Source organism: Streptomyces endocoffeicus, assembly GCF_016741935.1.
Lineage (GTDB): Bacteria > Actinomycetota > Actinomycetes > Streptomycetales > Streptomycetaceae > Streptomyces > Streptomyces endocoffeicus.
In genome coordinates this window covers 29,504-50,527 of the sequence record NZ_JAERRG010000040.1, presented here as the reverse complement: position 1 = coordinate 50,527, position 21,024 = coordinate 29,504, and the positions used below count along the sequence as shown (strand labels likewise).

General features: G+C 70.9%; 17 protein-coding genes. 5 read left to right on the top strand and 12 right to left on the bottom strand.

All coding sequences use genetic code 11. From position 1 onward, the window contains the following. Window positions 1-57 precede the first annotated feature (57 nt). Window positions 58-999, bottom strand: a complete 942-nt coding sequence (locus tag JK364_RS47955) for a D-alanyl-D-alanine carboxypeptidase family protein (RefSeq protein ID WP_201857757.1) — start codon at window positions 997-999, stop codon at window positions 58-60. A gap of 116 nt (window positions 1,000-1,115) precedes the next feature. Next, window positions 1,116-1,796 (bottom strand): HAD family hydrolase, encoded by a 681-nt coding sequence (locus JK364_RS47950; protein WP_201857756.1) that lies wholly within the window; start codon window positions 1,794-1,796, stop codon window positions 1,116-1,118. A 155-nt stretch (window positions 1,797-1,951) separates the two neighbouring features. On the opposite strand from JK364_RS47950, the gene JK364_RS47945 reads away from it, so the two are divergent. Beyond that, the gene (locus JK364_RS47945; RefSeq protein ID WP_201857755.1) at window positions 1,952-2,986 is read left to right on the top strand and encodes a lactonase family protein; all 1,035 of its coding nucleotides are present in this window, start codon (window positions 1,952-1,954) and stop codon (window positions 2,984-2,986) included. Between the two features lie 93 nt (window positions 2,987-3,079). Here JK364_RS47945 and JK364_RS47940 read toward each other — a convergent pair whose 3' ends face one another. The 5 genes from JK364_RS47940 to JK364_RS47915 all read right to left on the bottom strand — a co-directional run bounded on the left by JK364_RS47940 (window position 3,080) and on the right by JK364_RS47915 (window position 8,507). Next, the gene (locus JK364_RS47940) at window positions 3,080-4,078 is read right to left on the bottom strand and encodes a sirohydrochlorin chelatase family protein (protein WP_201857754.1); all 999 of its coding nucleotides are present in this window, start codon (window positions 4,076-4,078) and stop codon (window positions 3,080-3,082) included. A 311-nt stretch (window positions 4,079-4,389) separates the two neighbouring features. Beyond that, window positions 4,390-5,784, bottom strand: coding sequence for an N-acetylglucosamine kinase (locus JK364_RS56365; protein ID WP_372462082.1), 1,395 nt, complete (start codon window positions 5,782-5,784; stop codon window positions 4,390-4,392). A 4-nt stretch (window positions 5,785-5,788) separates the two neighbouring features. Continuing rightward, window positions 5,789-6,610 (bottom strand): LURP-one-related family protein, encoded by an 822-nt coding sequence (locus JK364_RS47925; protein ID WP_201857753.1) that lies wholly within the window; start codon window positions 6,608-6,610, stop codon window positions 5,789-5,791. A gap of 39 nt (window positions 6,611-6,649) precedes the next feature. After that, window positions 6,650-7,327: a uracil-DNA glycosylase gene (locus JK364_RS47920; protein ID WP_201857752.1), complete on the bottom strand. Its 678-nt coding sequence runs from the start codon at window positions 7,325-7,327 to the stop codon at window positions 6,650-6,652. 91 nt (window positions 7,328-7,418) lie between these two features. Next, window positions 7,419-8,507: a WD40/YVTN/BNR-like repeat-containing protein gene (locus tag JK364_RS47915; RefSeq protein WP_201857751.1), complete on the bottom strand. Its 1,089-nt coding sequence runs from the start codon at window positions 8,505-8,507 to the stop codon at window positions 7,419-7,421. A gap of 206 nt (window positions 8,508-8,713) precedes the next feature. Here JK364_RS47915 and JK364_RS47910 point away from each other — a divergent pair, with 206 nt between their 5' ends. Together JK364_RS47910 and JK364_RS47905 are read left to right on the top strand one after the other, a co-directional pair. Continuing rightward, window positions 8,714-9,793 carry an NADH:flavin oxidoreductase/NADH oxidase gene (locus JK364_RS47910; RefSeq protein ID WP_201857750.1) on the top strand — a complete coding sequence of 360 codons (1,080 nt, stop codon included), beginning with the start codon at window positions 8,714-8,716 and terminating at the stop codon, window positions 9,791-9,793. Between the two features lie 191 nt (window positions 9,794-9,984). Next, complete coding sequence (locus JK364_RS47905; protein WP_201857775.1) at window positions 9,985-10,314, top strand: ArsR/SmtB family transcription factor; 330 nt, start codon at window positions 9,985-9,987, stop codon at window positions 10,312-10,314. Here the strand turns inward: JK364_RS47905 and JK364_RS47900 are convergent. From JK364_RS47900 to JK364_RS47890, 3 genes are all read right to left on the bottom strand, one after another. After that, window positions 10,228-11,634 (bottom strand): nucleobase:cation symporter-2 family protein, encoded by a 1,407-nt coding sequence (locus JK364_RS47900; protein ID WP_201857749.1) that lies wholly within the window; start codon window positions 11,632-11,634, stop codon window positions 10,228-10,230. The genes JK364_RS47905 and JK364_RS47900 overlap by 87 nt on opposite strands. A 201-nt stretch (window positions 11,635-11,835) precedes the next feature. Next, entirely contained in the window at window positions 11,836-13,179 is a 1,344-nt protein-coding gene (locus JK364_RS47895; RefSeq protein WP_201857748.1) for an FAD-dependent oxidoreductase, read from the bottom strand. Window positions 13,180-13,400: 221 nt separating this feature from the next. Continuing rightward, window positions 13,401-14,084: a DUF305 domain-containing protein gene (locus JK364_RS47890; protein WP_201857747.1), complete on the bottom strand. Its 684-nt coding sequence runs from the start codon at window positions 14,082-14,084 to the stop codon at window positions 13,401-13,403. A gap of 192 nt (window positions 14,085-14,276) precedes the next feature. On the opposite strand from JK364_RS47890, the gene JK364_RS47885 reads away from it, so the two are divergent. Next, window positions 14,277-15,758: an LVIVD repeat-containing protein gene (locus JK364_RS47885; protein ID WP_201857746.1), complete on the top strand. Its 1,482-nt coding sequence runs from the start codon at window positions 14,277-14,279 to the stop codon at window positions 15,756-15,758. Window positions 15,759-15,769: 11 nt separating this feature from the next. On the opposite strand, the gene JK364_RS47880 is transcribed toward JK364_RS47885, so the two are convergent. Continuing rightward, a complete protein-coding gene (locus JK364_RS47880; RefSeq protein WP_201857745.1) occupies window positions 15,770-16,411 on the bottom strand; it encodes a TetR/AcrR family transcriptional regulator in 642 nt (213 codons plus the stop codon). A gap of 184 nt (window positions 16,412-16,595) precedes the next feature. Further along, window positions 16,596-17,309 carry an HAD family hydrolase gene (locus JK364_RS47875; protein WP_201857744.1) on the bottom strand — a complete coding sequence of 238 codons (714 nt, stop codon included), beginning with the start codon at window positions 17,307-17,309 and terminating at the stop codon, window positions 16,596-16,598. An 808-nt stretch (window positions 17,310-18,117) separates the two neighbouring features. Between JK364_RS47875 and JK364_RS47870 the strand changes: the two genes are divergently transcribed. Continuing rightward, window positions 18,118-20,961: a helix-turn-helix transcriptional regulator gene (locus JK364_RS47870; protein ID WP_307841631.1), complete on the top strand. Its 2,844-nt coding sequence runs from the start codon at window positions 18,118-18,120 to the stop codon at window positions 20,959-20,961. The last annotated feature ends 63 nt before the right edge of the window (window positions 20,962-21,024 follow it).

The window sequence follows — 21,024 nt, the reverse complement described above, 5'->3', positions numbered from 1 at the left end:
AAGGCCCGGTGCCCCGGCCGGACTTCAGGTCCGGCCGGGGCACCGCCCATATGTGGTTCAGTCCTGGGGCGTGCCCTTGGGCAGCTGCCGCCACGTCACCTTGGTCTGGGCCCGGAAGGCCCAGTCGAGCATCTTCTTCGCGTCCGGGTAGCGCTTGGGCGCGTTGAGGATCACGCCCACGACGGTGCGTCCGTCACGCTTCGCGGCGAAGACCAGGCACCTGCCGGGCGCCGTACCGGTGCCCGTCTTGATGCCGATCGTGCCGCTGTACGAGCCCAGCAGCCGATTGGTGTTGTTCCAGTAGTACGTCCTGGTCCTGCCGTTGGCGGCCGGGGCCTTCTGGATGGTGTCGACGGACTTCACGACCGTGCCGAGGGTGGCGTTGCGCAGCGCGTGCCTGGCCAGCTTGGCCATGTCGCGCGGCGTGGTGTAATTCTGTCCCCCCTCCGAGATGCCGTCGAAGGTGTCGTAGTGGGTCCTGGTCATCCCCAGCGCGGACGCCTTCTTGTTCATCTGCGCGATAAACGACTTGGTGCGCTTGGCGGTGGTGTCACCCGTGCCGAACGTGTCGGCGAGCGCCATGGCCGCATCGCAGCCGGACGGCAGCAGCAGGCCGTACACCAGCTGCTTGACGGTGAGCTTGTCCCCCTTCTGCAGGTCCGCCTTGCTGCCACCGACGCGCGCGGTGTAGTCGATGTACGACTGCTTGACGGAGACCTTCTTGTTGAGATTCAGCCCCCGGCTGTCGAGCACCACCATCGCCGTCATGAGCTTCGTGGTGCTCGCCATCGGCCGCTTGGTGTCCGCCGCCTTGGCCCACAACTGCTTGTTGGTGCCGTTGTCCAGCAGATACGCGCCCTTGGCACTGACCCCCGACGGCCCGCGCGCGGCCTCGGTGGCCTGAGCGGTGCTCGCCGGCACGGCGACCGTCAAGGCCGCCGCCGAGGCGATGACCGCCGTCCCCCAGCGGCGGATCGCCTTGCCCCCACGTCTTTCCATACGCCCTCCGTCTCTCCTACGACATGCCGGTGAATGTCCGGGCATTCGCGCATCGTCTCACTGGAGGGATGGTGGCCGCGGCCCGGGGTACCGACCACAACCAGTCGCGGGGGCCATCAACTACCCCCGGTGACCCACTCATAGGCCCGCCGGGCGTCGAACTCCGGCTGCCCGCCCCGGAAGAGCAGCCCCGCGGAGGCGAACAGCTCGCCGTCCGGGGACGGCCCGCCCGCGTACGGAACGGCGATACACCGCATCCCGGCCCGCCGCGCCGCCTCCACCCCGGGACCGGCGTCCTCGACCACCACACACTGCCCCGGACCGACGGCCAGCAGCCGCGCCGCGGCCAGGAACACATCCGGCTCCGGCTTGCCACGGCCCACGTCCTCCGCGGACACATAGCCGGGCAGCAACGCGTCCAGTCCGGTGGCCTTGAGCGCGGTCTCGATCGCGGAACGGGACGAGCCGGAGGCCACGATCAGCGGATGCCCGGCGGCCCTCAGCCGCTCCACGAAGGCCCGCATCTCGGGAAAGATCTCGGCCGTGGCCGCCAGCTCCAGATAGTGCCGGTTCTTGACGGCGAGCAGCTCCGCCACGGGCGCCTCGATGCCGTACCGCTCGCGCAGCGTCTCCAGCGTCTCGCGGGTCCCGATCCCGATGAACTGCGTGTGCTCCTCCCAACTGAAGCCGGCGACCCCATACCGCTCGAGGGTCCGCCTCCCCGCCTCGTAGTAGAGGGGCTCGCTGTCCACTAGCGTGCCGTCCAGGTCGAAGATCACGGCGGGCATGGTGCTCATGGGGACAGCATGCCAAGAGTTCGCTCGTGCTATCGCCGGAACTCCGCGTACGCCGTGCCCGGCGAGGGCCCGTGTGACGGCGTGTTGGTCTAGACCGCTCTGTTAGCGTCGGCCCCGAGCGGATACCGAACCGGAGTCGGCGGAAGGGTAGTGCGGTGGGTGCGACAGGGAGTGGGTGGCGGGCGTATATCGGGTCGTTCACCTCGGCGGGTGGGGCCGGGGTCACCGTGGCCGATGTCGATGATGAGACGGGGGCGCTGCGGATCCGGAACTCTACGGATGTGGTCGTCAATCCGTCCTATCTGGCGGTCGCGCCCGGTGGGCGTGTGCTGTACGCGGTGAGTGAGACCGATGACGGGGCGGCCGCCGCCCTGGACGTCGGGCAGGATCCGCCCTCGTTGGCCGGGGAGGCCGTACCGGTGCTCGGTGCGGCGCCCACTCATCTGGCGCTGGCCGGTGGGCAGCTGCTGACGGCCAACTACGGGTCCGGCAGTGTCACCGCGCTGCCGGTGCTGGAGGACGGCCGGCTCGGGGAGTCGGTGGCCGTGCTGCGCCACGAGGGCAGCGGGCCGCATCCGGAGCGGCAGCGGGGGCCGCACGCGCATGCCGTGGCGGCCGATCCGTCGGGCGGCTGGCTGCTCGCCGTGGACCTGGGGATCGACGCGGTGCAGGTGTACGCGCTGCCCGGGCCGCGTCCGCATCGGGAGGTCCGGCTGCGTCCGGGGAGCGGTCCGCGCCATCTGGCGTTCCATCCGCGCGGCGACCGCGTGTATGTCATCAACGAGCTCGACCCGACGATCACGGCCTGCCGTTGGGACGCGGCGTCCGGCGATCTGGAACCGCTGGGCGAGACCCGTGTGGTGCCCGAGGGCACGGATGCCGAGACCTATCCCGCCGAGGTCGTGGTCTCCGGGGACGGCCGCTTCGTATGGGCCGCGAACCGTGGTCACGACAGCATCGCGACGCTCGCCCTCGATGCGTCGGGCGACCGCATGGAGCTGGTCACCACCACGCCCTGCGGCGGCCACTGGCCGCGCGATCTGACGCTCGGCCCGTCGGGACGACGGCTCTATGTGTCCAATGAGCGCTCGGGCGATGTCACCTGGTTCGACATCGATCCGTCGAGCGGGGTGCCGCGTCGTGGGGGTTCTGTTCCGGCCACGGCGGCGTCCTGTGTGGTCTTCGGGTGACGTTCGTCGGGGTCATGCGAGTGGGGGCGGTGACCTTGGTCACCGCCCCGCTTCGCTTCGTCGTCCATCGCCCGTCGCCCGGCGCCCGGCGCGTCAGCGCATCGCCGGGGAGGCCTGCTGCAGCGTGATGCCCAGCGCCGCCGCGTACTTCGCCAGGGCCAGCTTGCCCACGGCCGGGTAGTCGCCCAGCGCCTCGGCCGCCGAGCAGCCCGCCTCCTCGGCCGCCGCCGAGATCAGCTCGGCGGAGACCTCCGGGCCGATGAGGTACGGCGCGAGGGCCAGCCGCGCGGAGCCGGCCGAGCGCAGCTGCTCGGCGACGCGGAGGACGGCCCCGTCCTCGTCCAGCGCGGCGGCCATCACCGGCACCGCGAGGCGCGCGGAGAGCAGCATGCCGGTGATGCCACCGGCCTGGGCCGCCTCCTCGCCGCCCACCGTGGCGAGGATGATGCCGTCCGCGGCGGTCGCGACCGTGAAGAGCCGGGCGCGGTCGGCGCGGGCCAGGCCCGCCTCCGACAGACGCACGTGCAGGGCCTCGGCGAGCAGCGGATGCGGGCCGAGGACGTCGGTGAGTTCGGCCGCCGAGCCGCTGCTCATGACGGCCTGGCGTATGCGGCGCAGCTGGCCGTTGTCCGGGCCCGCGAGCAGCGGCACCACGACGGCCGCCGGGCCGTCCGTGGGCACCGTGGGGACGGACGGGACCTCGTCGACGACCTCGCCCGCGGCCTCGGCCGCCGTGATCGCCTCCGCCGCCTCGTCGGCGAGGGCCTTGGCGGCCTCGGCCGCCTGCCGCAGCCGCTCGGGGTTCTCCTGGGCGGCGCGCGTGAGCACCGACTCGAGCTGCGGGAACTCCTCGCCGTCGCCGTCCAGGAAACCGATCTGGGCGTCAAGCCCGGGCATCTCGGAACGGGCGATGCTCAGGAGCTCCTCGGCCAGGCGCCGGGCACCGTCATTCGGCGCACCGGGGATGGCCAGCACCAGCGGAGGCGCGCCGAGAGGTACGGCGGCGGGCTCCGGTCGGCGGTGCCGTCCGGGCTGGCGGGGACGTGGCATTCGTACAGGCAGGCCGGACGCGGGCCCTGTGGGGGAGCTCATGGCGCCGCATGTTAGTCGCTTAATGGGCTCGGCTGTTCGGGAGGGGGTGACTGGGGGCATCTGTCCCGCTTTGTCGACCGGTGTTGTGTGTTGATGTGCGTTCAGCAGCCACACTTGGTCGAAGAATCGGTCATGTGTCCGGAATGGTCGGTCATGGCGTTCGATATGGGTCGGCGGGCATTGGGTGCCCGTATGGGCGCCTGTGCCGGGTGCCCTGTGCCGGGTGCCCTGTGTCGGGCGTCCCGTGTCGGGCGTCCTGCTTCGTGCGCGCGTCGTGTGCGTCTCGTTTCCCGTACGTACGGGGCGTGGGCTCAGACGACGCTGAGCAGCGCCGGGTCCCGCGGCAGCCGCAGTTCGTCCGCCGCCAGCGCCGCCGCGACGCACAGCGCCCCGTCCAGCGGATCCCCGGCCGCCTCGGTGACCCGGGTCCCGGGCAGCCGCGCCGCCAGCTCCTCGCGCACGGGCGTCAGCAGCGGCGCGCCCATACGGAACAGCCCGCCGGTGAGCGCCACCTCGCTCGACACCAGCCGGGGGCAGACCGCCTCGGCGGCCTCGGCGACATGGCGGGCGGCGGTCCGCAGGATCGCCGCCGCGATCGGATCCTCGGCGGCGCACCGGCCCACCTCGGGGGCGAAGGAGGCCAGGACGGCGGGGCGGTCGGGGCGCGGATACAGCTTCCCCGGCAGCCCGGTCGCGGGGCCGAAGACAGCTTCCAGGCGGGCCAGCAACGGCTTCGAGCCGCCGTCGCGCCCGTCGTACGCGCGCATCGCCGCCTCCAGGCCCGCCCGGCCGATCCACGCACCGCCGCCGCAGTCGCCCAGCAGATGGCCCCATCCGTCGGCCCGCCGCCAGCCGGTGGCCGCCCAGCGAGTGTCCCCGCCTGGGTCGGCGGCGTCCGTGCCGGACGCACCGCCCGTGCCGGACGCACCGCTGGTGCCGGGCGCACTGCCCGTGCCGGACGCACCCCTCGTGCCGGGTACGCCGCCCGTGCCGGACGCACCGCTCGTGCCGGACGCACCCCTCGTGCCGGGTACGCCGCCCGTGCCGGACGCACCGCTGGTGCCGGGCGCACCGCCCGTGCCGGGTACGCCGCCCGTACGGGATGCGTCATCCGCGCCGGACAAACCACCTGCGCCGGACAAACCGCCCGCGCCGCCCGAGCCCTCCGTAACCCCCTCCGGCACCGCCCCCAGCGCGATCAGCCCCGTCCCCGCCGCGACCACCGCGCCGGGACGCTGGCCCAACGCCCCGGCGTACGCGGTCACCGCGTCGGCCGCCAGCGCGAGTCGCCGTACGCCCAGGGCGTCGGCGAGCGCGTCCGGGAGTCTGGTGCGCAGGTCGTCGCCGAGTGTGGCCATGCCCGCCGCGCCGACGCAGACCGCGCCGAGGCGCCGGGCCCCGGCTTCGCGCAGCAGCTCCCGGGCGGCGGGCAGGACCCGCGCCAGCAGGTCCTCCGCGTCGATGCCCCGGTCGCCGACGACGGCGGGCGTGGACGAGGACCACGTCAGTGGCGGCGAGGACCACGTCAATAGCGGCGAGGACCACATCAATAGCGGCGAGGACCAGGACAGCGGCGGCGGGGGCCCGTTCTCCGCGGCGGAGCCGCCGTAGGCGTCCGCGCGGGCCACCCCCACCCGTACGCCCGAGCCGCCCGAATCGATCCCGAGCACATGCGTCGCCGCGGCGTCGGGCACCGTGTCGGCCACCGGCTCAGCCGAATCCGCGCGAGTCCTGCTTGAGCGCCGTGTCCACGGTGAGGGCCGTGGCGATCACAAGGCTCAGCAGCGGGTCGGGCAGCTGGCGGTGGATCTGGAGGACGTAGTTGTCCGCCGTCGTGAACATCGTCTTCGCCAGGCCCTCCCAGGTCTTGGTGATCCGGGCGACCTCGCTGTCCGTGTGGTCGACGATGGCGAAGTTCCAGGCCCGCCAGTTCTCCGCCTTGATGGCGCCGACCTGCTGGCCGTTGACGTGAATGCCAAAGTTGATCTTGCCGAAGACGTTCTGCTGGACGATCTCACCGACCGGCTGTCCGTCCGGTCGGGTCACCTGCACCTTGGACTTCACGAACTTCGCGGGCCGGGTGAGCACCAGATGCGGCTGCCCGTTGGCGTCGCGGATCTCCAGCCGGTGGGTCATGAACTGGTCGAGGCTCGAGACGAACCGCGCGACCTTCTTCAGCGTGCTCTGGCCGACCTGGACCACCGAACCGATGGTGCGCCCGTGCTGGTCGAAGACGCTGTACTCATTGGTGAGCTCGATCAGCTTGGCCTTCTGGTTCACCACCAGCACCGGTTCGGTGAACAGCGTGCCGCCGCCGCCCGCCGAGGGGCCCACATGCGCCTGCTGCTGCACCTGGTGCTGGACCTTGCCGGGGTTGTGGTTGGGCGGGGCGGCCTGCTGCGGCGGAGGCTGTCCGGGCTGGCCCGCGTGCGTATGGGCGGTCCACTGGGCGCCGTCCCACCAGCGCAGCTGGTTCGGTGTGCCCTGGGGGTCGGCGTACCAGCCCGGAGGGGTGTTCGTAGGTGATGTCATGGCGGGCAGACTACCCTTGGCCCACCTGGAACGATGGGGTCAGGGAAGGCGCCAGTCCACGGGCTGCGCCCCCTGCTGCGCCAGCAGTTCATTGGCGCGGCTGAAGGGACGTGAGCCGAAGAACCCGCGGTCGGCGGACATGGGGGAGGGGTGCGCGGACTCGACCGCCGGAAGGCTGCCCAGCAGCGGCCGTACGTTACGGGCGTCGCGGCCCCACAGGATGGCCACCAGGGGGCGGCCGCGCCCGGCCAGCGCCCGGATGGCCTGCTCGGTGACCTCCTCCCAGCCCTTGCCGCGGTGGGCGGCGGGGCGGCGCGGGGCCGTGGTGAGCGCCTTGTTGAGCAGCAGTACACCCTGCTGGGTCCAGGGCGTCAGATCGCCGTTGGACGGACGCGGCAGGGCGAGGTCGGTGTGCAGCTCGCGGTAGATGTTCTCCAGACTGCCGGGCAGCGGCCGCACTTCGGGCGCCACCGAGAAGCTGAGCCCCACCGCGTGTCCGGGCGTGGGATACGGGTCCTGACCCACGATCAGCACCTTCACCTCGTCGAAGGGCTGCTGGAAGGCGCGCAGCACATTCTGCCCGGCGGGCAGATAGGTGCGGCCTGCCGCGATCTCGGACCGCAGGAAGTCGCCCATCGCCGCGATGCGTTCCTCGACGGGCTCAAGTGCCTTGGCCCAGCCCGCTTCCACAATTTCATTCAAGGGTCGTGCTGCCACACCGCGTCACTCTAGTGGCTCAGCGGGTGGCCGCGTGCCACCTCTCGATCACTCTCAGCCGATCACGGCGATCGCCATCGGCCGATCGCCCTCAGTTGATCACCGCGGCCCGGACACACAGCACATCGGGGAGGTGGTGGGCGATCTGCCGCCAGCTCTCGCCCTCGTCGGCGCTCGCGTACACCTCGCCGTTGCGATTGCCGAAGTAGACCCCGGCCGGATCGGCGTCATCGGTGCGCAGCGCGTCTCTCAGCACCACCCCGTAGTGCGGCTCGCCCGGCAGTCCGGCGCACCGCTCCTCCCAGCTGGCGCCCGCGTCCTCGGTGCGGAACACCCGGCAGCGGTAGCCCGGGGGGTAGCGGTCCGAGCCGTCGGCGGCCGGGAAGACGTAGGCGACGCCGCTCCGGCGCGGATGGACGGCGACCGCGAAGCCGAAGTCCGCCGGGAGGCCCTCGCTGATCTCGGCCCAGTGCCCGCCGCCGTCGTCGCTGCGGTACACCCCGCCGTGGTTCTGCAGATAGAGCCGGTCGGGGTCGACCGGATCCCGGGCGATCTTGTGGACGCACTGCCCGAACTCGGGATACCGATCCGGCAGGAAATCCGCCCTGAGTCCGCTGTTGGACGGCGCCCAGCTCTCCCCGCCGTCCGTCGAGCGGTACACCCCGCCGGAGGACACGGCGACCATGAGCGCCCGCGGGTCCCTCGGATCGGTGACGACCGTGTGCACCGCCTGCCCGCCGAACCCCTCGCCCCACTCCGGCCGCTGCGGGTGGTCCCACAGACTGCGGACGAACGCGAAGGTCTCCCCGCCGTCCTCGGAGCGGAACAGCGCGCCCGGCTGGGTGCCCGCGTAGACCACCCCCGGCTCGTCGGGCCCGGCCGGCTCCAGCTGCCACACCCGCTCCAGCGAGGTGTCGGTGCCCTCGGGGAACTTCACCGCGGGTCTGGCGGGCTCGTGCCAGCTCGCCCCGAGGTTGTCGGAGCGGAAGACCGAGGGGCCCCAGTGCGAGCTGTCCGCACCGGCCAGCAGCCGGGGGCGGTCGCCCCGGGTGTCGATGCCGACGGAGTACACCGCCTGCATGGGGAAGTGGGGGCCGGTGAAGTCCCAGCCCCCGCTGGAGCCGGGGCGGCCGAGGAAGAGGCCCTTGCGGGTGCCGACGGCGAGCAGGACATCGTTCATGACGGCTCACTCCTTGGGGTGCGAGACGGGACGGCGGAACGGATGGATGTGTCCGTCATCACAGAGTCTGCACCCACCCACTGACAACGGCCCCGAAGTGGTCGCGTCATACGAGAGGCTTCGTAATTTGGCGATCGTCGTACTACGATGATTGTCGAACTAAGCGGTGGTCCGGTCGGACCCCACGAGGAGAAACGGAGACGTTCATGAGTGCCCTCTTCGACCCCTTCACCCTGCGGTCGCTGACCATCCCCAACCGCCTCTGGATGTCGCCCATGTGCCAGTACAGCGCGGACCCGGACAAGGCTCCCGGGGTCCCGCACGACTGGCACTTCGTCCACTACGGCGCCCGCGCCGCCGGCGGCACCGGACTGATCCTGGTCGAGTCGACGGCCGTGTCCCCCGAGGGCCGCATCAGCCCCGGAGACCTCGGCATCTGGAACGACACCCAGGTCGAGGCGTTCCGTAAGATCGTCGGCTTCCTCAAGGAGCAGGGCACCGTCCCGGGCGTCCAGCTCGCCCATGCCGGCCGTAAGGCGTCCACCGACGCTCCCTGGAGGGGCGGCGCGCCGGTCGGTGCCGACCAGTGGGGCTGGCAGCCGCTGGGGCCCAGCCCGGTCCCGTTCGACGAGGGCCATCCGGTGCCGGACGAGCTGTCCGAGGAGCGGATCGGCGAGATCACCCGCCAGTTCGCGGACGCCGCACGGCGCGCGCTCGCGGCCGGTTTCCAGGTGGCCGAGATCCACGGCGCCCACGGCTATCTCATCCATGAGTTCCTCTCCCCGCACAGCAACCGCCGCACCGACGGCTACGGCGGTTCCTTCGAGAACCGCGTCCGCTTCGCCCTGGAGGTCGTCGACGCGGTGCGCGCGGTCTGGCCGGAGGAACTGCCGCTGTTCTTCCGCACCTCGGCCACCGACTGGCTGGAGGAGAACGGCTGGACCCCGGACGACACCGTCCGGCTCGCCGCCCTGCTTAAGGACCACGGCGTGGACCTCCTCGACGTCTCCAGCGGTGGCAACGCCGCGGGTGCGCGCATTCCGGTGGAGCCGGGCTACCAGGTGCCGTTCGCCGCGCGGGTGCGCCGGGAGACCGGGCTGCCGGTGGCCGCGGTCGGGCTGATCACCGAGGCGGAGCAGGCCGAGAAGATCGTCACCAATGGCGAGGCGGACGCCGTGCTGCTGGGCCGCGAACTGCTCCGCGACCCCTACTTCGCCCGCCGTGCGGCGGCCGAACTGGGCGGTCAGGTGCGCACCCCGGACCAGTACCACCGCGCGGTCCGGTAGACCGCGAACGTCACCGTCGTCCCGTCCGGGGCCTCGAGTAGTTCGGAGCCGAAATAGTACGGCGATCGTCAAACTACACTGGAGGTCTCGGAACGAGGCGATGAGGAGCAGCCGTGCAGACGCAGACCACGCCGACCGCGTCCCAGTCCCAGCCCCGGGCGTCGTCCCAGGCCCAGGCGTCCGGGCGCTCGCTGGAGCATCCGCGGCGCGAGGCGATCCGCCTCGAGGACGTGCTGCACGCGCTCTCCGACCCCATGCGGATGCGGGTGGTGCGGACCCTCGCCGAGGAGAACTGCGAGCTGTCCTGTTCGGTCTTCGACCTGCCGGTCAGCAAGTCCACCACCACCCACCACTTCCGGGTGCTGCGCGAATGCGGTGTGATCCACCAGATCTACCGGGGCACCGCGAAGATGAGCGCGCTGCGCCGCGCCGACCTAGACGCGCTGTTCCCCGGACTGCTCGACAGCGTCCTCGCCGCCGCGGCCCTCCAGGAGGGGCGCCTCGGCGGCGACCGGGGCTGAAGTCCGCCCGCCGGGCAGGTGGTTGAAGAGCAGATTGAGCGCGATCGCGGTGACGCAGCCGGCGCTGATCCCGCTGTCCATCACCGTCTGGAACCAGTCCGGGAACTCCTTGTAGATCCCCGGTACGCCGACCGGCAGCAGCCCCACGGCGACCGACACCGCCACCACCGTCAGGTTGTGGTTGTCCCGGAAGTCCACCCCGGCCAGTGTGCGCAGCCCGCTCGCCGCGACCGTACCGAACATCACCAGACCGGCCCCGCCCAGTACCGGGGCCGGGATCGCGGCCACCACCGCGCCCAGCTTCGGGCCCAGCCCGAGCAGCACCAGCAGGCCGCCCGCCGCCGCCACCACCCAGCGGCTGCGCACCCGGGTCATCCCCACCAGGCCGACGTTCTGCGCGAAGGCGGTGTACGGGAAGGTGTTGAAGACCCCGCCGAGCACGGTCGCGGCGCCGTCCGCGCGCAGTCCGTCCGCCAGCCGCCGCCCGTCGACCGGGCGCTCGGTCAGCTCGCCCACCGCGATGAAGTCGCCGGTGGTCTCGGTCATCGTCACCAGCGCGACGACCAGCATGGACACCACCGCGGGCGTCTCGAACGTCGGGGTGCCGAAGTGGAACGGGGTGGAGACGCCGACCCAGTCGGCGTCGCCCACCCCGGAGAAGTCGGTGAATCCCAGGGGTATCGCGGCCGCCGTCCCGGCCACGATCCCCACCAGCACCGCCACCCGGCCGAGGAACCCGGGCCCGAAGCGCTGCACGGCCAGGACCAGGACCAGCACCCCGGCGGCCAGGCCCAGATTCTTCGGCGCCCCGAAGTCCGGCGCGCCCTGGCCGCCCGCCGCCCAGTTGCCCGCGACCGGCAGCAGCGAAAGGCCGATGATCAGTATCACCGTGCCGGTCACCAGCGGTGGGAAGAACCGCAGCAGCCGTCCGAAGACCGGCGCCAGCACGATCATCGCCACCCCGGCCACGATCACCGAGCCGTAGATCGCGCGCAGTCCGCCGCCCTGCGTGCCGATCAGCACCATGGGGGTGACCGCCGCGAAGGTGCAGCCCTGCATGATCGGCAGCCGGACGCCGAACCGCCACAGCCCCACGCACTGCAGGACCGTGGCGATACCGCACAGCAGCAGATCGGCGTTGATGAGATACGCCAGGTCGGCGGGGGACAGCTTCATCGCCCCGCCGACGATCAGTGGCACGGCCACCGCGCCCGCGTACATGGCCAGCACATGCTGGAGTCCGAAGGCGGCGAGCCGGCCGGGCGGCGGCACCTCGTCCACGGGATGGCGCACGGACACGGGATGGCGTACGGACGTCATGGCGGCTCCTCGCGCGGCGCGGGGTTGGGCGGCGGGTCAGGGTGAGGCGACCGTAGAAGGCTTCAACAATCTGTTGATTTCAGGGGTGTTGCCGCCCTGTGTCAACCCCTTGGACCGCGCGGACCTGCCGCCGTGCGCCAACCCCATGGACCGCGCGGACCCGCGGACCGCCGCTGGAAGCCGCCCCTCGTCCGGCCCGGATCACTCCTGCCCGCGCGCCGCGCCCAGCAGCCCCGTCCAGTCCGGGATCTTCACCTTCGTACGCCCCAGCGCCTCGCCGAGCGCCGCCTCGGCCGCCTCGATCCGCAGCCAGCCGGTCCACTCCACCGGCTCCACCCCGGCCTCGCGCAGCGCCCGCAGCGGATCCGCCGCCACCGGGCGGGCGGCGAGCGCGTCCGCGTCGGCCAGCAGCGAGGCCACGGTCTCCTTGGCGCACGGCCGGTTGGTGCCGATCACCCCGGTCGGCCCGCGCTTGATCCAGCCCGCCACGTACTCCCCGGGCGAGGGCACGCCGCCGCGCAGCACCCGCCCCGCCGCGTTGGGGACCGTGCCGCACTCCTCGTCGAACGGCAGCCCCGGCAGCGGCACCCCCCGATACCCCACCGACCGCAGCACCAGCGGCGCCTCGATGTCCTCGAACACCCCGGTGCCGGCCACCCCGCCGCGCCCGTCCGGCGCGGTCCGCTCGAAGCGCACCGCGCGCACCGCGCCCTCGCCCAGCAGCGCCACCGGCTTGAGGAAGAACCGCAGATGGATCCGGCGCGGGCGGCCCGTGGGCGCGCGCCGCGCCCAGTCGCGCAGCACCTCGACATTGCGCCGGTTGATCCCCGGCAGCCCCGACGGGTCCGCGTACGCCGGGTCCAGGGCCAGCTCCTCCGGGCGCACCAGCACATCGGCGCCGGTCAGCGCGCCCAGCTCGCGCAGCTCCTTGGTGGTGAACTTCGCCTGCGACGGCCCGCGCCTGCCGATCATGTGGATGTCCGAGACCTGGCTCTCGGACAGTGTCCCGAGAGCGGCGTGCGGCACATCGGTGGGCCTCAGCTCCTCCGCCCCACGGGCCAGAATGCGCGCCACGTCCACCGCGACATTGCCCACCCCGATGACCACGGCGGAGCCCGCCCCGAGCGCGAAGGAGTCGACGGTCGCGTCGGGATGGGCGCTGTACCAGGAGACGAACTCGGTCGCGGAGAAGCTGCCCGGCAGCTCCTCGCCCGGAACGCCGAGCCGCCGGTCGGTCGCCGCGCCCACGCAGTAGACCACCGCGTGATAGAGCCCCAGCAGCCGCTCGGGCACCAGCGGGTCCGGGCCCACCTGCACATTGCCGAGGAAGCTGACCCGGGGATGCTCCAGGACCGCGCGCAGCGTGTTCTGCAGCGACTTGATCTTCTCGTGGTCGGGCGCGACACCGTAGCGCACCAGGCCGTACGGACAGGGCAGCCGGTCCAGCACATGCACCGACACCTCGGGGACGGCCTGCTGCTGGACGAGCGCTTGGGCGGCGTACACCCCGCTCGGCCCGGAACCGATGACCGCGACACGAAGCACGAGGTAGCTCCTTCCGCAGGATGTCTCCAGCATCCCACCCGGCGGGGTGCCCTGTCCGGCACTACGCGCCGAGGGACCGGCCCGGGTGACACCGCCCGGCCGCCGGTCCACGGGCCCGCGACCGCGCCGCGAGCCCGGCTCCAGGCCGGTCCAACGGTCCGCCGGGGCTCCGTGCGCCGCCCGCTACGACATGCGCCGTCCGCTACGACATGTGCCGTCCGCTACGACATCTGCCGCATCCGCCGGATCTCGCTGCTCTGCTGCGCGATCACGTCGTTCGCCATCTCCTCCACCCGGACGTTGTTGCCCTGGGCCAGCACATCCGTGGCCATGGAGACCGCGCCCCGGTGATGGGTGATCATCAGCTTGAGGAAGAGCGCGTCGAAGTCGGCGCCCTTGGCGGCGCGCAGCCGCGCGAGCTGGGCCTCGGTGGCCATCCCCGGCATCTTCGCGGCATGGCCCTCGTGGCCGTCCCCGTCGCCGCCCTTCGGCTCGCCGCCGGCCGTCTTCTGCCAGGCGCGCATCGCCTCGATCTCCGGCTTCTGCCCGGACGCGATGCGCTCCGCGAGCCGCTTGACCTTCGCCGACTTGGCGCGGTCGGCGGTGAGGCCGGTCATCACCAGGGCCTGCCGGTGGTGCTCGATCATCATGCGGACGTAGGAGCGGTCGGCCGCGTTGGGGGAGTCGTCGTCGCCCGCCTTCGCCGCCTCCTCGGCGGACAGCTTCTTCGCCGCCTCGCCGGGCTTGCCCGGCGCGATCACCGCGGGCTTTCCGTCCTTGCCCTTCCCCGCGTCGGCCCCACCGCCGCTCTCCGCGTCACAGCCGGTCAGGACGAGGGCCAGGGCGGCCGCCGCCGCGGCGGCCGCGAGGGATGCGGAGTGGAGCGTCGTACGGCGGTTCAACACCGTGGCCTCCTGGGGCGCTTGGGTTCCGCAGATTGTCTTAGCACGTCAGCGGGGCTCCCGAGCCGGACGCGTTGGGAAAATCTCTTTACGAACATGTTGCTACCTGTTGTGGTGTACATGGATAGAGCGATACTTCCCCCGGTCGGTCAACCGTTCAACTCCGAACGGAGACGGCTACAAAGGGAGGACGCAGTGAAGCCGTGGGAAAGACCTCCGCAGCGGCGCAGATACCTCGGCGCGGCCGTGGCCGCCTTCGGACTGGTGGCCACCTTGCTGGCCGCGGGCCCGGCGGCCGCCACGCCCGACCCCGGTGACGCTCCCCACAAGGAGCGGGTGACGAAGAGCCAGCAGTCGGAAGCCAGGGCCGCCATCGAGAACGGCGACATCCCCGGGGTGGACCAGGAGGTCCACAGCGACAACGTCAGCCATCTCACCAACATCCCCAAGCAGGACCTCAAGGGCGTCAACTCCGACCTGGCCTTCCAGGGCAAGTACGCCTTCGCGGGCAACTACGACGGCTTCGTCATCTACGACATCAGCCGGCCGAAGAGCCCGAAGATCGTGAGCCAGGTGCTCTGCCCGGGCTCGCAGAACGATGTGTCGGTCTCAGGAGACCTGCTCTTCCTCTCCACCGACTCCTCGCGCAGCGACAACTCCTGCAACAGCACCACCCAGCCCGCGACCGAGAAGTCCTCGTGGGAGGGCATGAAGGTCTTCGACATCAGCGACAAGCGGAACCCGGAGTACGTCGCCGCCGTCGAGACCTCCTGCGGTTCGCACACCCACACCCTGGTGCCCGAGCGCGAGGACGTGTACATCTACGTCTCCTCGTACTCGCCCAGCGCCACCTTCCCGGACTGCCAGCCTCCGCACGACGGCATATCCGTCATCAAGGTGCCCCGTAAGGCGCCCGAGAAGGCCGCGGTCATCGACTTCCCCGTGCTCTTCCCGGACGGCGGAAACCCCGGTGGGCCCACCAACCCCGGCGTCTCCCAGACCACCGGCTGCCATGACCTCACCACGTTCCCCAAGCTGAGGCTGGCGGCGGGCGCGTGCATGGGCGACGGCATCCTGCTCGACATAGCCGACCCCGCGAAGCCGCGGGTCATCGACCGGGTCGAGGACAACGTGAACTTCGCCTTCTGGCACTCGGCCACCTTCAACGAGCGCGGCACCAAGGTCGTGTTCACCGATGAGCTGGGCGGCGGCGTGGCCGCGACCTGCAACACCGAGGTGGGCCAGGACCGCGGTGCCGACGGCATCTACGACATCGTCGGCAAGGGCGACAAGCGCAAGCTGGTCTTCCGGAGCTACTTCAAGATCCCGCGCCACCAGGCCGACACCGAGAACTGCGTGGCCCACAACGGCTCGCTGATCCCGGCCAAGGGCCGCGACATCATGGTCCAGGCGTGGTACCAGGGCGGCGTGTCCATCTGGGACTTCACCGACTCCGACCGGCCGAAGGAGATCGGCTACTTCGAGCGCGGGCCGCTCTCCGGCGACACGCTCATCACCGGCGGATCCTGGTCCGCGTACTACTACAACGGCTACATCTACTCCAACGACATCGACAAGGGCTTCGACGTCCTGAAGATCCACGACCGGCGCACCGACAGCGCCGAGTCGGTCCGGCTGCCCGAGCTCAACACGCAGACGCAGCCCGACTACCGCTGAGCGCCGGCTCCCTAGCCCAGAGCGCTCATCCGGCTCCCGCCGGGCGGCTCATCGCCCGGCGGGAGCCCCAGCTCCCAGTCCAGTTCGTAGCGGTGGAACAGCTCCGCCCGCAGCCGCTCGGGCGCCATCGGCGCGCCCGGCAGCAGCACCGCGACCACCGCCCCCATCAGCAGGGCGCGCAGCAGCCGGTAGTCGGTCTCGGGGTCCTCGGAGCCATAGCGCGTGACGGTGTCCCGCAGCAGGCCGGCCAGCCGCTGCTGCTCGGGGCACTGGATGAAGCCCTCGGCCGTGAGGATCCCCGCCATATGCGTCCGCATCAGCCGGGGCCGGTCCCGGGCCAGGCCCAGGATCGCGTCGATGGCCCGCGCCAGCAGCTCCCGCCCGGCCTCCTCGCCCTCCGGCCGCGGCTCCCGGTCGAGCCCCCGGGCCAGCTCCATGTGCATCAGCCGGTGCACGGCCGTCTGCAGCAGCTGCCGCTTGCCCGGGAAGTAGTAGGACACCAGACCGCGGGCCGCCCCGGCCCGGTCGGCGATGTCGGCGAGGGTGGTCGCCTCGTAGCCGTGCTCGCCGATCAGCTCGACCGTCGCCTCCAGCAGACGGGCCTGGGATCGGCGCCGCAACTCCTCATTGACCGACGGGCTTCGGGGGACCATGCTGTAACTCCTGCGTTGGCTGGCTGTCAGCCAATATACTCAGGGGACGTGCGGTTGTCCGCCGTTCCCTTGGGGGCGGACGCATGTCACCGCCGGTTCGGGCGACACGGGGGGATCGCCCGAACCGGTGGTTCGCACCTTTGGGGAGCCTTTGGAATCCCTTGCGGGGCCCGGCCTTCGGGCGCTAGGGAGCCGGGGCGGCGTCCGGCAGCGGGCCGAGAATCGCCCGCAGGGCGTCCGGGCGCCGGTCCACCGGGAGATGGTCCACCAGATGGACCCGGCAGCCCAGGGCCGCCGCTCCCGCGTCCGCCCGGCGGTCGTCGCCCACCATCACGGCGTCACCCGGGTCCAGCCCCAGCGCGTCGCACGCGGCCTGGAACAGCCGTGGATCCGGCTTCTGGACGCCGTGCTCGTACGAGAGCGCATAGGCGTCCACCAGCCCGTCCAGGCCGTGGGCGCGGAAGACCGGGCGCAGATCCCAGCCGATGTTGCTGACCACCGCGATCCGCACCGCGCGCCGGCGCAGCTCGCCCAGCACCTCCGGGGCGTCGGGGTAGGGCCGCCAGGCGGCGGGCTCCCTGTGGCGGTCGTAGAGGGCGTCGTAGAGCTCGGGGCGGGGGAGCGGCACCTGGCGGGCCAGCCCGGTGTAGGCGGCCCGGTGCAGCTCGGCGTCGCGGTCCCGTACGCGCCACACGTCCTCCAGGTGCGGCGGCACCGCGACCGGCGGGGCGCCGCCGGGAAGCGCCCCGGCGTCCTCCAGGTCCCGCGCGTACCGTACGAACTCCTCGTCCGCGACGGCCGTTCCGGTCCGCTCCAGCGCGGCACGGAGCCAGGACTCGGTGGACTCGACGCGGAACAGCGTCCCCGAGAAGTCGAACAGGGCGCCCTTGATGGTCACAGTTGACGCTCCCTCATCTTTGATGTGGCCAGGAGCCAGGACTTCCGGCATCGTATGCCGTGGATCCGGCCTCGTTCAGCCACCGGCGCATCCGTTTCGGCCGTTTTGCTGGCAGATAAATCCCGGCCGAATCAAGGCGCAGGGTTTAGGGGATTCATGAGGTGGAGGCCGTTTATGGTCTCGCTGTCGTGGTGATCATACAGGGGTCAATCCCCGCAACTCCGCGACCGAGGCGGGGCAGGCGATATCTGCTGAGTGCGAGGAGGTTGCCGGTAATGGTGCGTGACATGACGTCGAGGCAGCCGGGGGATGGCCACGGGTTGGGTGCGTGCCGGTCCGGAGTCCGCCGTGGCGGACGTGGAGCGGTGACCGGCCGGGGTGGCTGCTGGTAAACACCAGCTTTGCCAGAAGCAAAGAATATTGCCGGTTCCAGAACCGGTTTCATAGGCTGAGCAGTATTCGCGTCGGCATGCCGCACTCTCCTTTTCTCCTGCGCGCCGGCGCCGGTGGTGTCCCGCCCTTTCTGGGGTGTGCGGACAGGCCGCCCGCTCAGTTGGGCATGATCACACGGGGGACACGGGGGCGGGTAACCGTGGCTGAGGTCACAACCGAGGGAAGGTATCGTTCCGGTTGTGTCTCTGCTTGTATGACCGTCAAGACCACTGGCTCCCACCGGAGGTGATCCACATCAGGGAATTCGCCGCCGACGCAGCGGATATCTGTCTCGTCAAAGAGATTTTCTTCCGCGGGGTGGGATGACCGCGGAGATCAACTCATCGCTCAAACGCAACCCCCACAGCGAGGACTGATGAGTATGGGACTGACAGATTATCAATCCGAGCTCCGCGACGTTCTTGGCACGGCAGCAGAAGGCAATGGCGGGCTTCTTCAAGTGATCGGGGGTCCCGGTGTCGGGAAGACCACCTTATTGGGAAGTCTGAAGGAGCAGGCGGCCGCATCGGGCGCGGTCTGTCTCACGGCGTCCGGATTCGCGGACGACGCCGCCATTCCGTTCAATATCGTGGAACAGCTGATCCGGTCCTCCACGGCCACCGGGGCATTGGACGTCGTGGCGCGCTGGAGGACCGCCGGGGAGCGGTATGCGGAAGACGAACACGACCTGCTGGGAAGTCTGGTCCGGGAGATATCCGATGTGCTGCACCGCATCGCGGGCGGCAGGCAGCTGATCCTCGCGGTCGATGATGCCGAGCATGCCGACTACCCCTCCCTGATGTGCCTTCTGCATATCGCCCGCCATGCGTCCGGCACTCGCACACTCGTCGTGATGACGAGCGGGCAGACCCACCACCTGTGCGGCCGCATTCACAGCTTCCACCACCTCTACAAGATCGATATCTCCACCCTCCCGGAGTCCGGGGTCGGACGCCTGCTGGAGCGGGATGGCGACGCCGGCCTCGCCGACCGGATCCGCGCCTCCTGCCACGCCATCAGCGGAGGTAACCCGAGGCTGGTCAAGGCCCTGTTACGGGACCACCGCAAGGCCGCTCGGAGTGGGGCAGGCGGAGATGCCACGGTCGGAGCGGAGTTCCGGGAGTCCTATCGCCGCTGCCTGCTGTGCCATCAGACGCCGCTCCAGGTGGCACAGGCGCTCGCCGTGCTCGGCCCGTACGGCAGCCCATGGCGAGTGGCCGGTCTGCTCGAATACGGTGCGGAACGCACATTCCGGGCCATGGACCTCCTCAACTCCGCGGGTCTGCTGGAGGACGGGCGTTTCCGGCACCCCGCGGCCCGTTCCGTCGCACTGGACACGCTGGCGGCGGACGACCGGGCCCGCCTCAGCGCGAAAGCGGCCGAACTTCTGTATGCCGAGGGGGCCGACCCGGTCGCGGTGGCGGAACTGCTGGTCACCGCCGACAAAACGCCGGATCAAAAGGGCGTGGCGGTGCTCTGGCAGGCTGCCCAGAAGCATCTCGACGAGGGTTGTACGGAGGAAGCGATCGCCAGCCTGCGCCTCGCCGACCGCGCGGACCTCAGCCGGCGGGAGCACATGGACATTCTGATGGCGCTGGTCGGCGCCCTATGGTCCAGCAATCCGGCGACCGCCGAACCCGAACTGGACCGCCTGCTGGCCGAGATCCGCACGGAATCCCCCGCGGATATCCCGGAGCAGTATCAGTGCTTCCTGCTCTTCATGGTGCTGTGGTTCGGCCGGTACGCCGACGCGGAAGAAACCTTCAAATGGTCGTCGGGCAGTGGTGCCACCGATACCGCGTCCAGTATGGCCGCTCTGCGGGTGACCCGGCAGTGGGTCACCTTCCTCAAACCCATGCTGATCCATGACTTTCCCGGGCAGGATGCCCCGGACGGGGAAGTCGACGGTCTGTGGGCGGCCAATCTGGAGCACGGCCTGCAGCTCTCCGTGGACGAGCTGGGTATGGAGATCGGGCATCTTCAGGATCCTCGGCAGGTGGCGGACTTCTCCCCCGACACCATGCATCTCCTGTCGTCCTCCAACCATTTCTGGTTCGCTTACGCATACGCTTGCCGGATCGTCTGGGCACTGGCCGCCAGGGGAGAATCGGAGGCGGCGGACCGGCTGTGCGGGGCGCTTTTCACCGCGGCCGACAATTTGAACATGAAGACCCCGTGCGCCGTCGCCCTGTCCATGCGTGCCTATATCCGATGCCGCCACGGGGATTTCACCACCGCCATTGAACTCGCGGGTACCGCATTGCGGTCCATCCCGCCGCGCGGCTGGGGCGTCGCCATCGGCTTGCCGCTGTCCGTGCTGGTGGCGTCCCACACCGCCATCGGCAGACTCGAAGAGGCCCAGCGGTATCTGCATTACTGGGTTCCGAAGGAAATGTTCGACAGCGTGGTGGGACTGGAGTACCTCCGGGCCCGGGGGCAGTACTGCCTGGCCACCAACCGCCCGTACGCCGCGCTGAACGACTTCATGGTGAGCGGAATGCTGATCGACCAGTGGCCCGTGGACTTCGGTGACCTGGCGCCCTGGCGCGTCGACGCCGCCGAGGCGTATCTGCGGGTCCATGAACCGGCGGAAGCCAAGAGACTCGCCCTGGAGGAACTCAAGCTGTCGCCGGACCGGCCCTTGAGCACCCGGGGCAGAGCGCTGCGCATCCTGGCCATGGCCGAGGACCCGGACAAGCGCAGGCTGCTCCTCTACCAGTCCGCCAAGTGCCTGCGCGAGCAGGGCGACCGTTATGAACTCGCCCGCACCCTCGCCGAGCTCAGCCAGGACTACCTCAGCACCGGCGAGACCCAACAGGCGCGCACCACCTGGCACGAGGCGCGGAAGCTGATGGACGAGTGCGGGATGAGCGCTCAGCACGAAAGCCGACGAGAGCTCGTCGTGGACGGTGTGGAGAGCGCCGGGAGCTCTCGGCCGCTCCAGGACGCCGGGCGGTCCGAACACGCCGAGGACGACGTCCCCGGCACACCGGCCGAGAGCGCCGAGCAACCCGTGCTGTCGGAGGCCGAGTGGCGCGTGGCCACGCTGGCGGCGTCCGGAATGACCAACCGGCAGATCGCCAAGAGCCTGTACATCACCGTCAGCACCGTGGAGCAGCATTTGACCCGTATCTACCGCAAGCTCTCGGTGGGAAATCGGCAGGAGCTGTCACGCCGTCTGTGGCTGCTCATCGGTGCCACGGGATCGTCCTCCGGCTGAGCGCCCCCGAGGCAAGGGGGGATAGGGGAGTGGTTAGGGGACTGGGGAGCCGGCGCGCGGACC

Excerpts from the sequence above, each read along its gene's own strand:
- JK364_RS47955 (WP_201857757.1), bottom strand. The coding sequence starts at position 999 with ATGGAAAGACGTGGGGGCAAGGCGATCCGCCGCTGGGGGACGGCGGTC.
- JK364_RS47950 (WP_201857756.1), bottom strand. The coding sequence starts at position 1,796 with ATGAGCACCATGCCCGCCGTGATCTTCGACCTGGACGGCACGCTAGTG.
- JK364_RS47940 (WP_201857754.1), bottom strand. The coding sequence starts at position 4,078 with ATGAGCTCCCCCACAGGGCCCGCGTCCGGCCTGCCTGTACGAATGCCA.
- JK364_RS47925 (WP_201857753.1), bottom strand. The coding sequence starts at position 6,610 with ATGACATCACCTACGAACACCCCTCCGGGCTGGTACGCCGACCCCCAG.
- JK364_RS47915 (WP_201857751.1), bottom strand. The coding sequence starts at position 8,507 with ATGAACGATGTCCTGCTCGCCGTCGGCACCCGCAAGGGCCTCTTCCTC.
- JK364_RS47910 (WP_201857750.1), top strand. The coding sequence starts at position 8,714 with ATGAGTGCCCTCTTCGACCCCTTCACCCTGCGGTCGCTGACCATCCCC.
- JK364_RS47900 (WP_201857749.1), bottom strand. The coding sequence starts at position 11,634 with ATGACGTCCGTACGCCATCCCGTGTCCGTGCGCCATCCCGTGGACGAG.
- JK364_RS47880 (WP_201857745.1), bottom strand. The coding sequence starts at position 16,411 with ATGGTCCCCCGAAGCCCGTCGGTCAATGAGGAGTTGCGGCGCCGATCC.
- JK364_RS47870 (WP_307841631.1), top strand. The coding sequence starts at position 18,118 with ATGAGTATGGGACTGACAGATTATCAATCCGAGCTCCGCGACGTTCTT.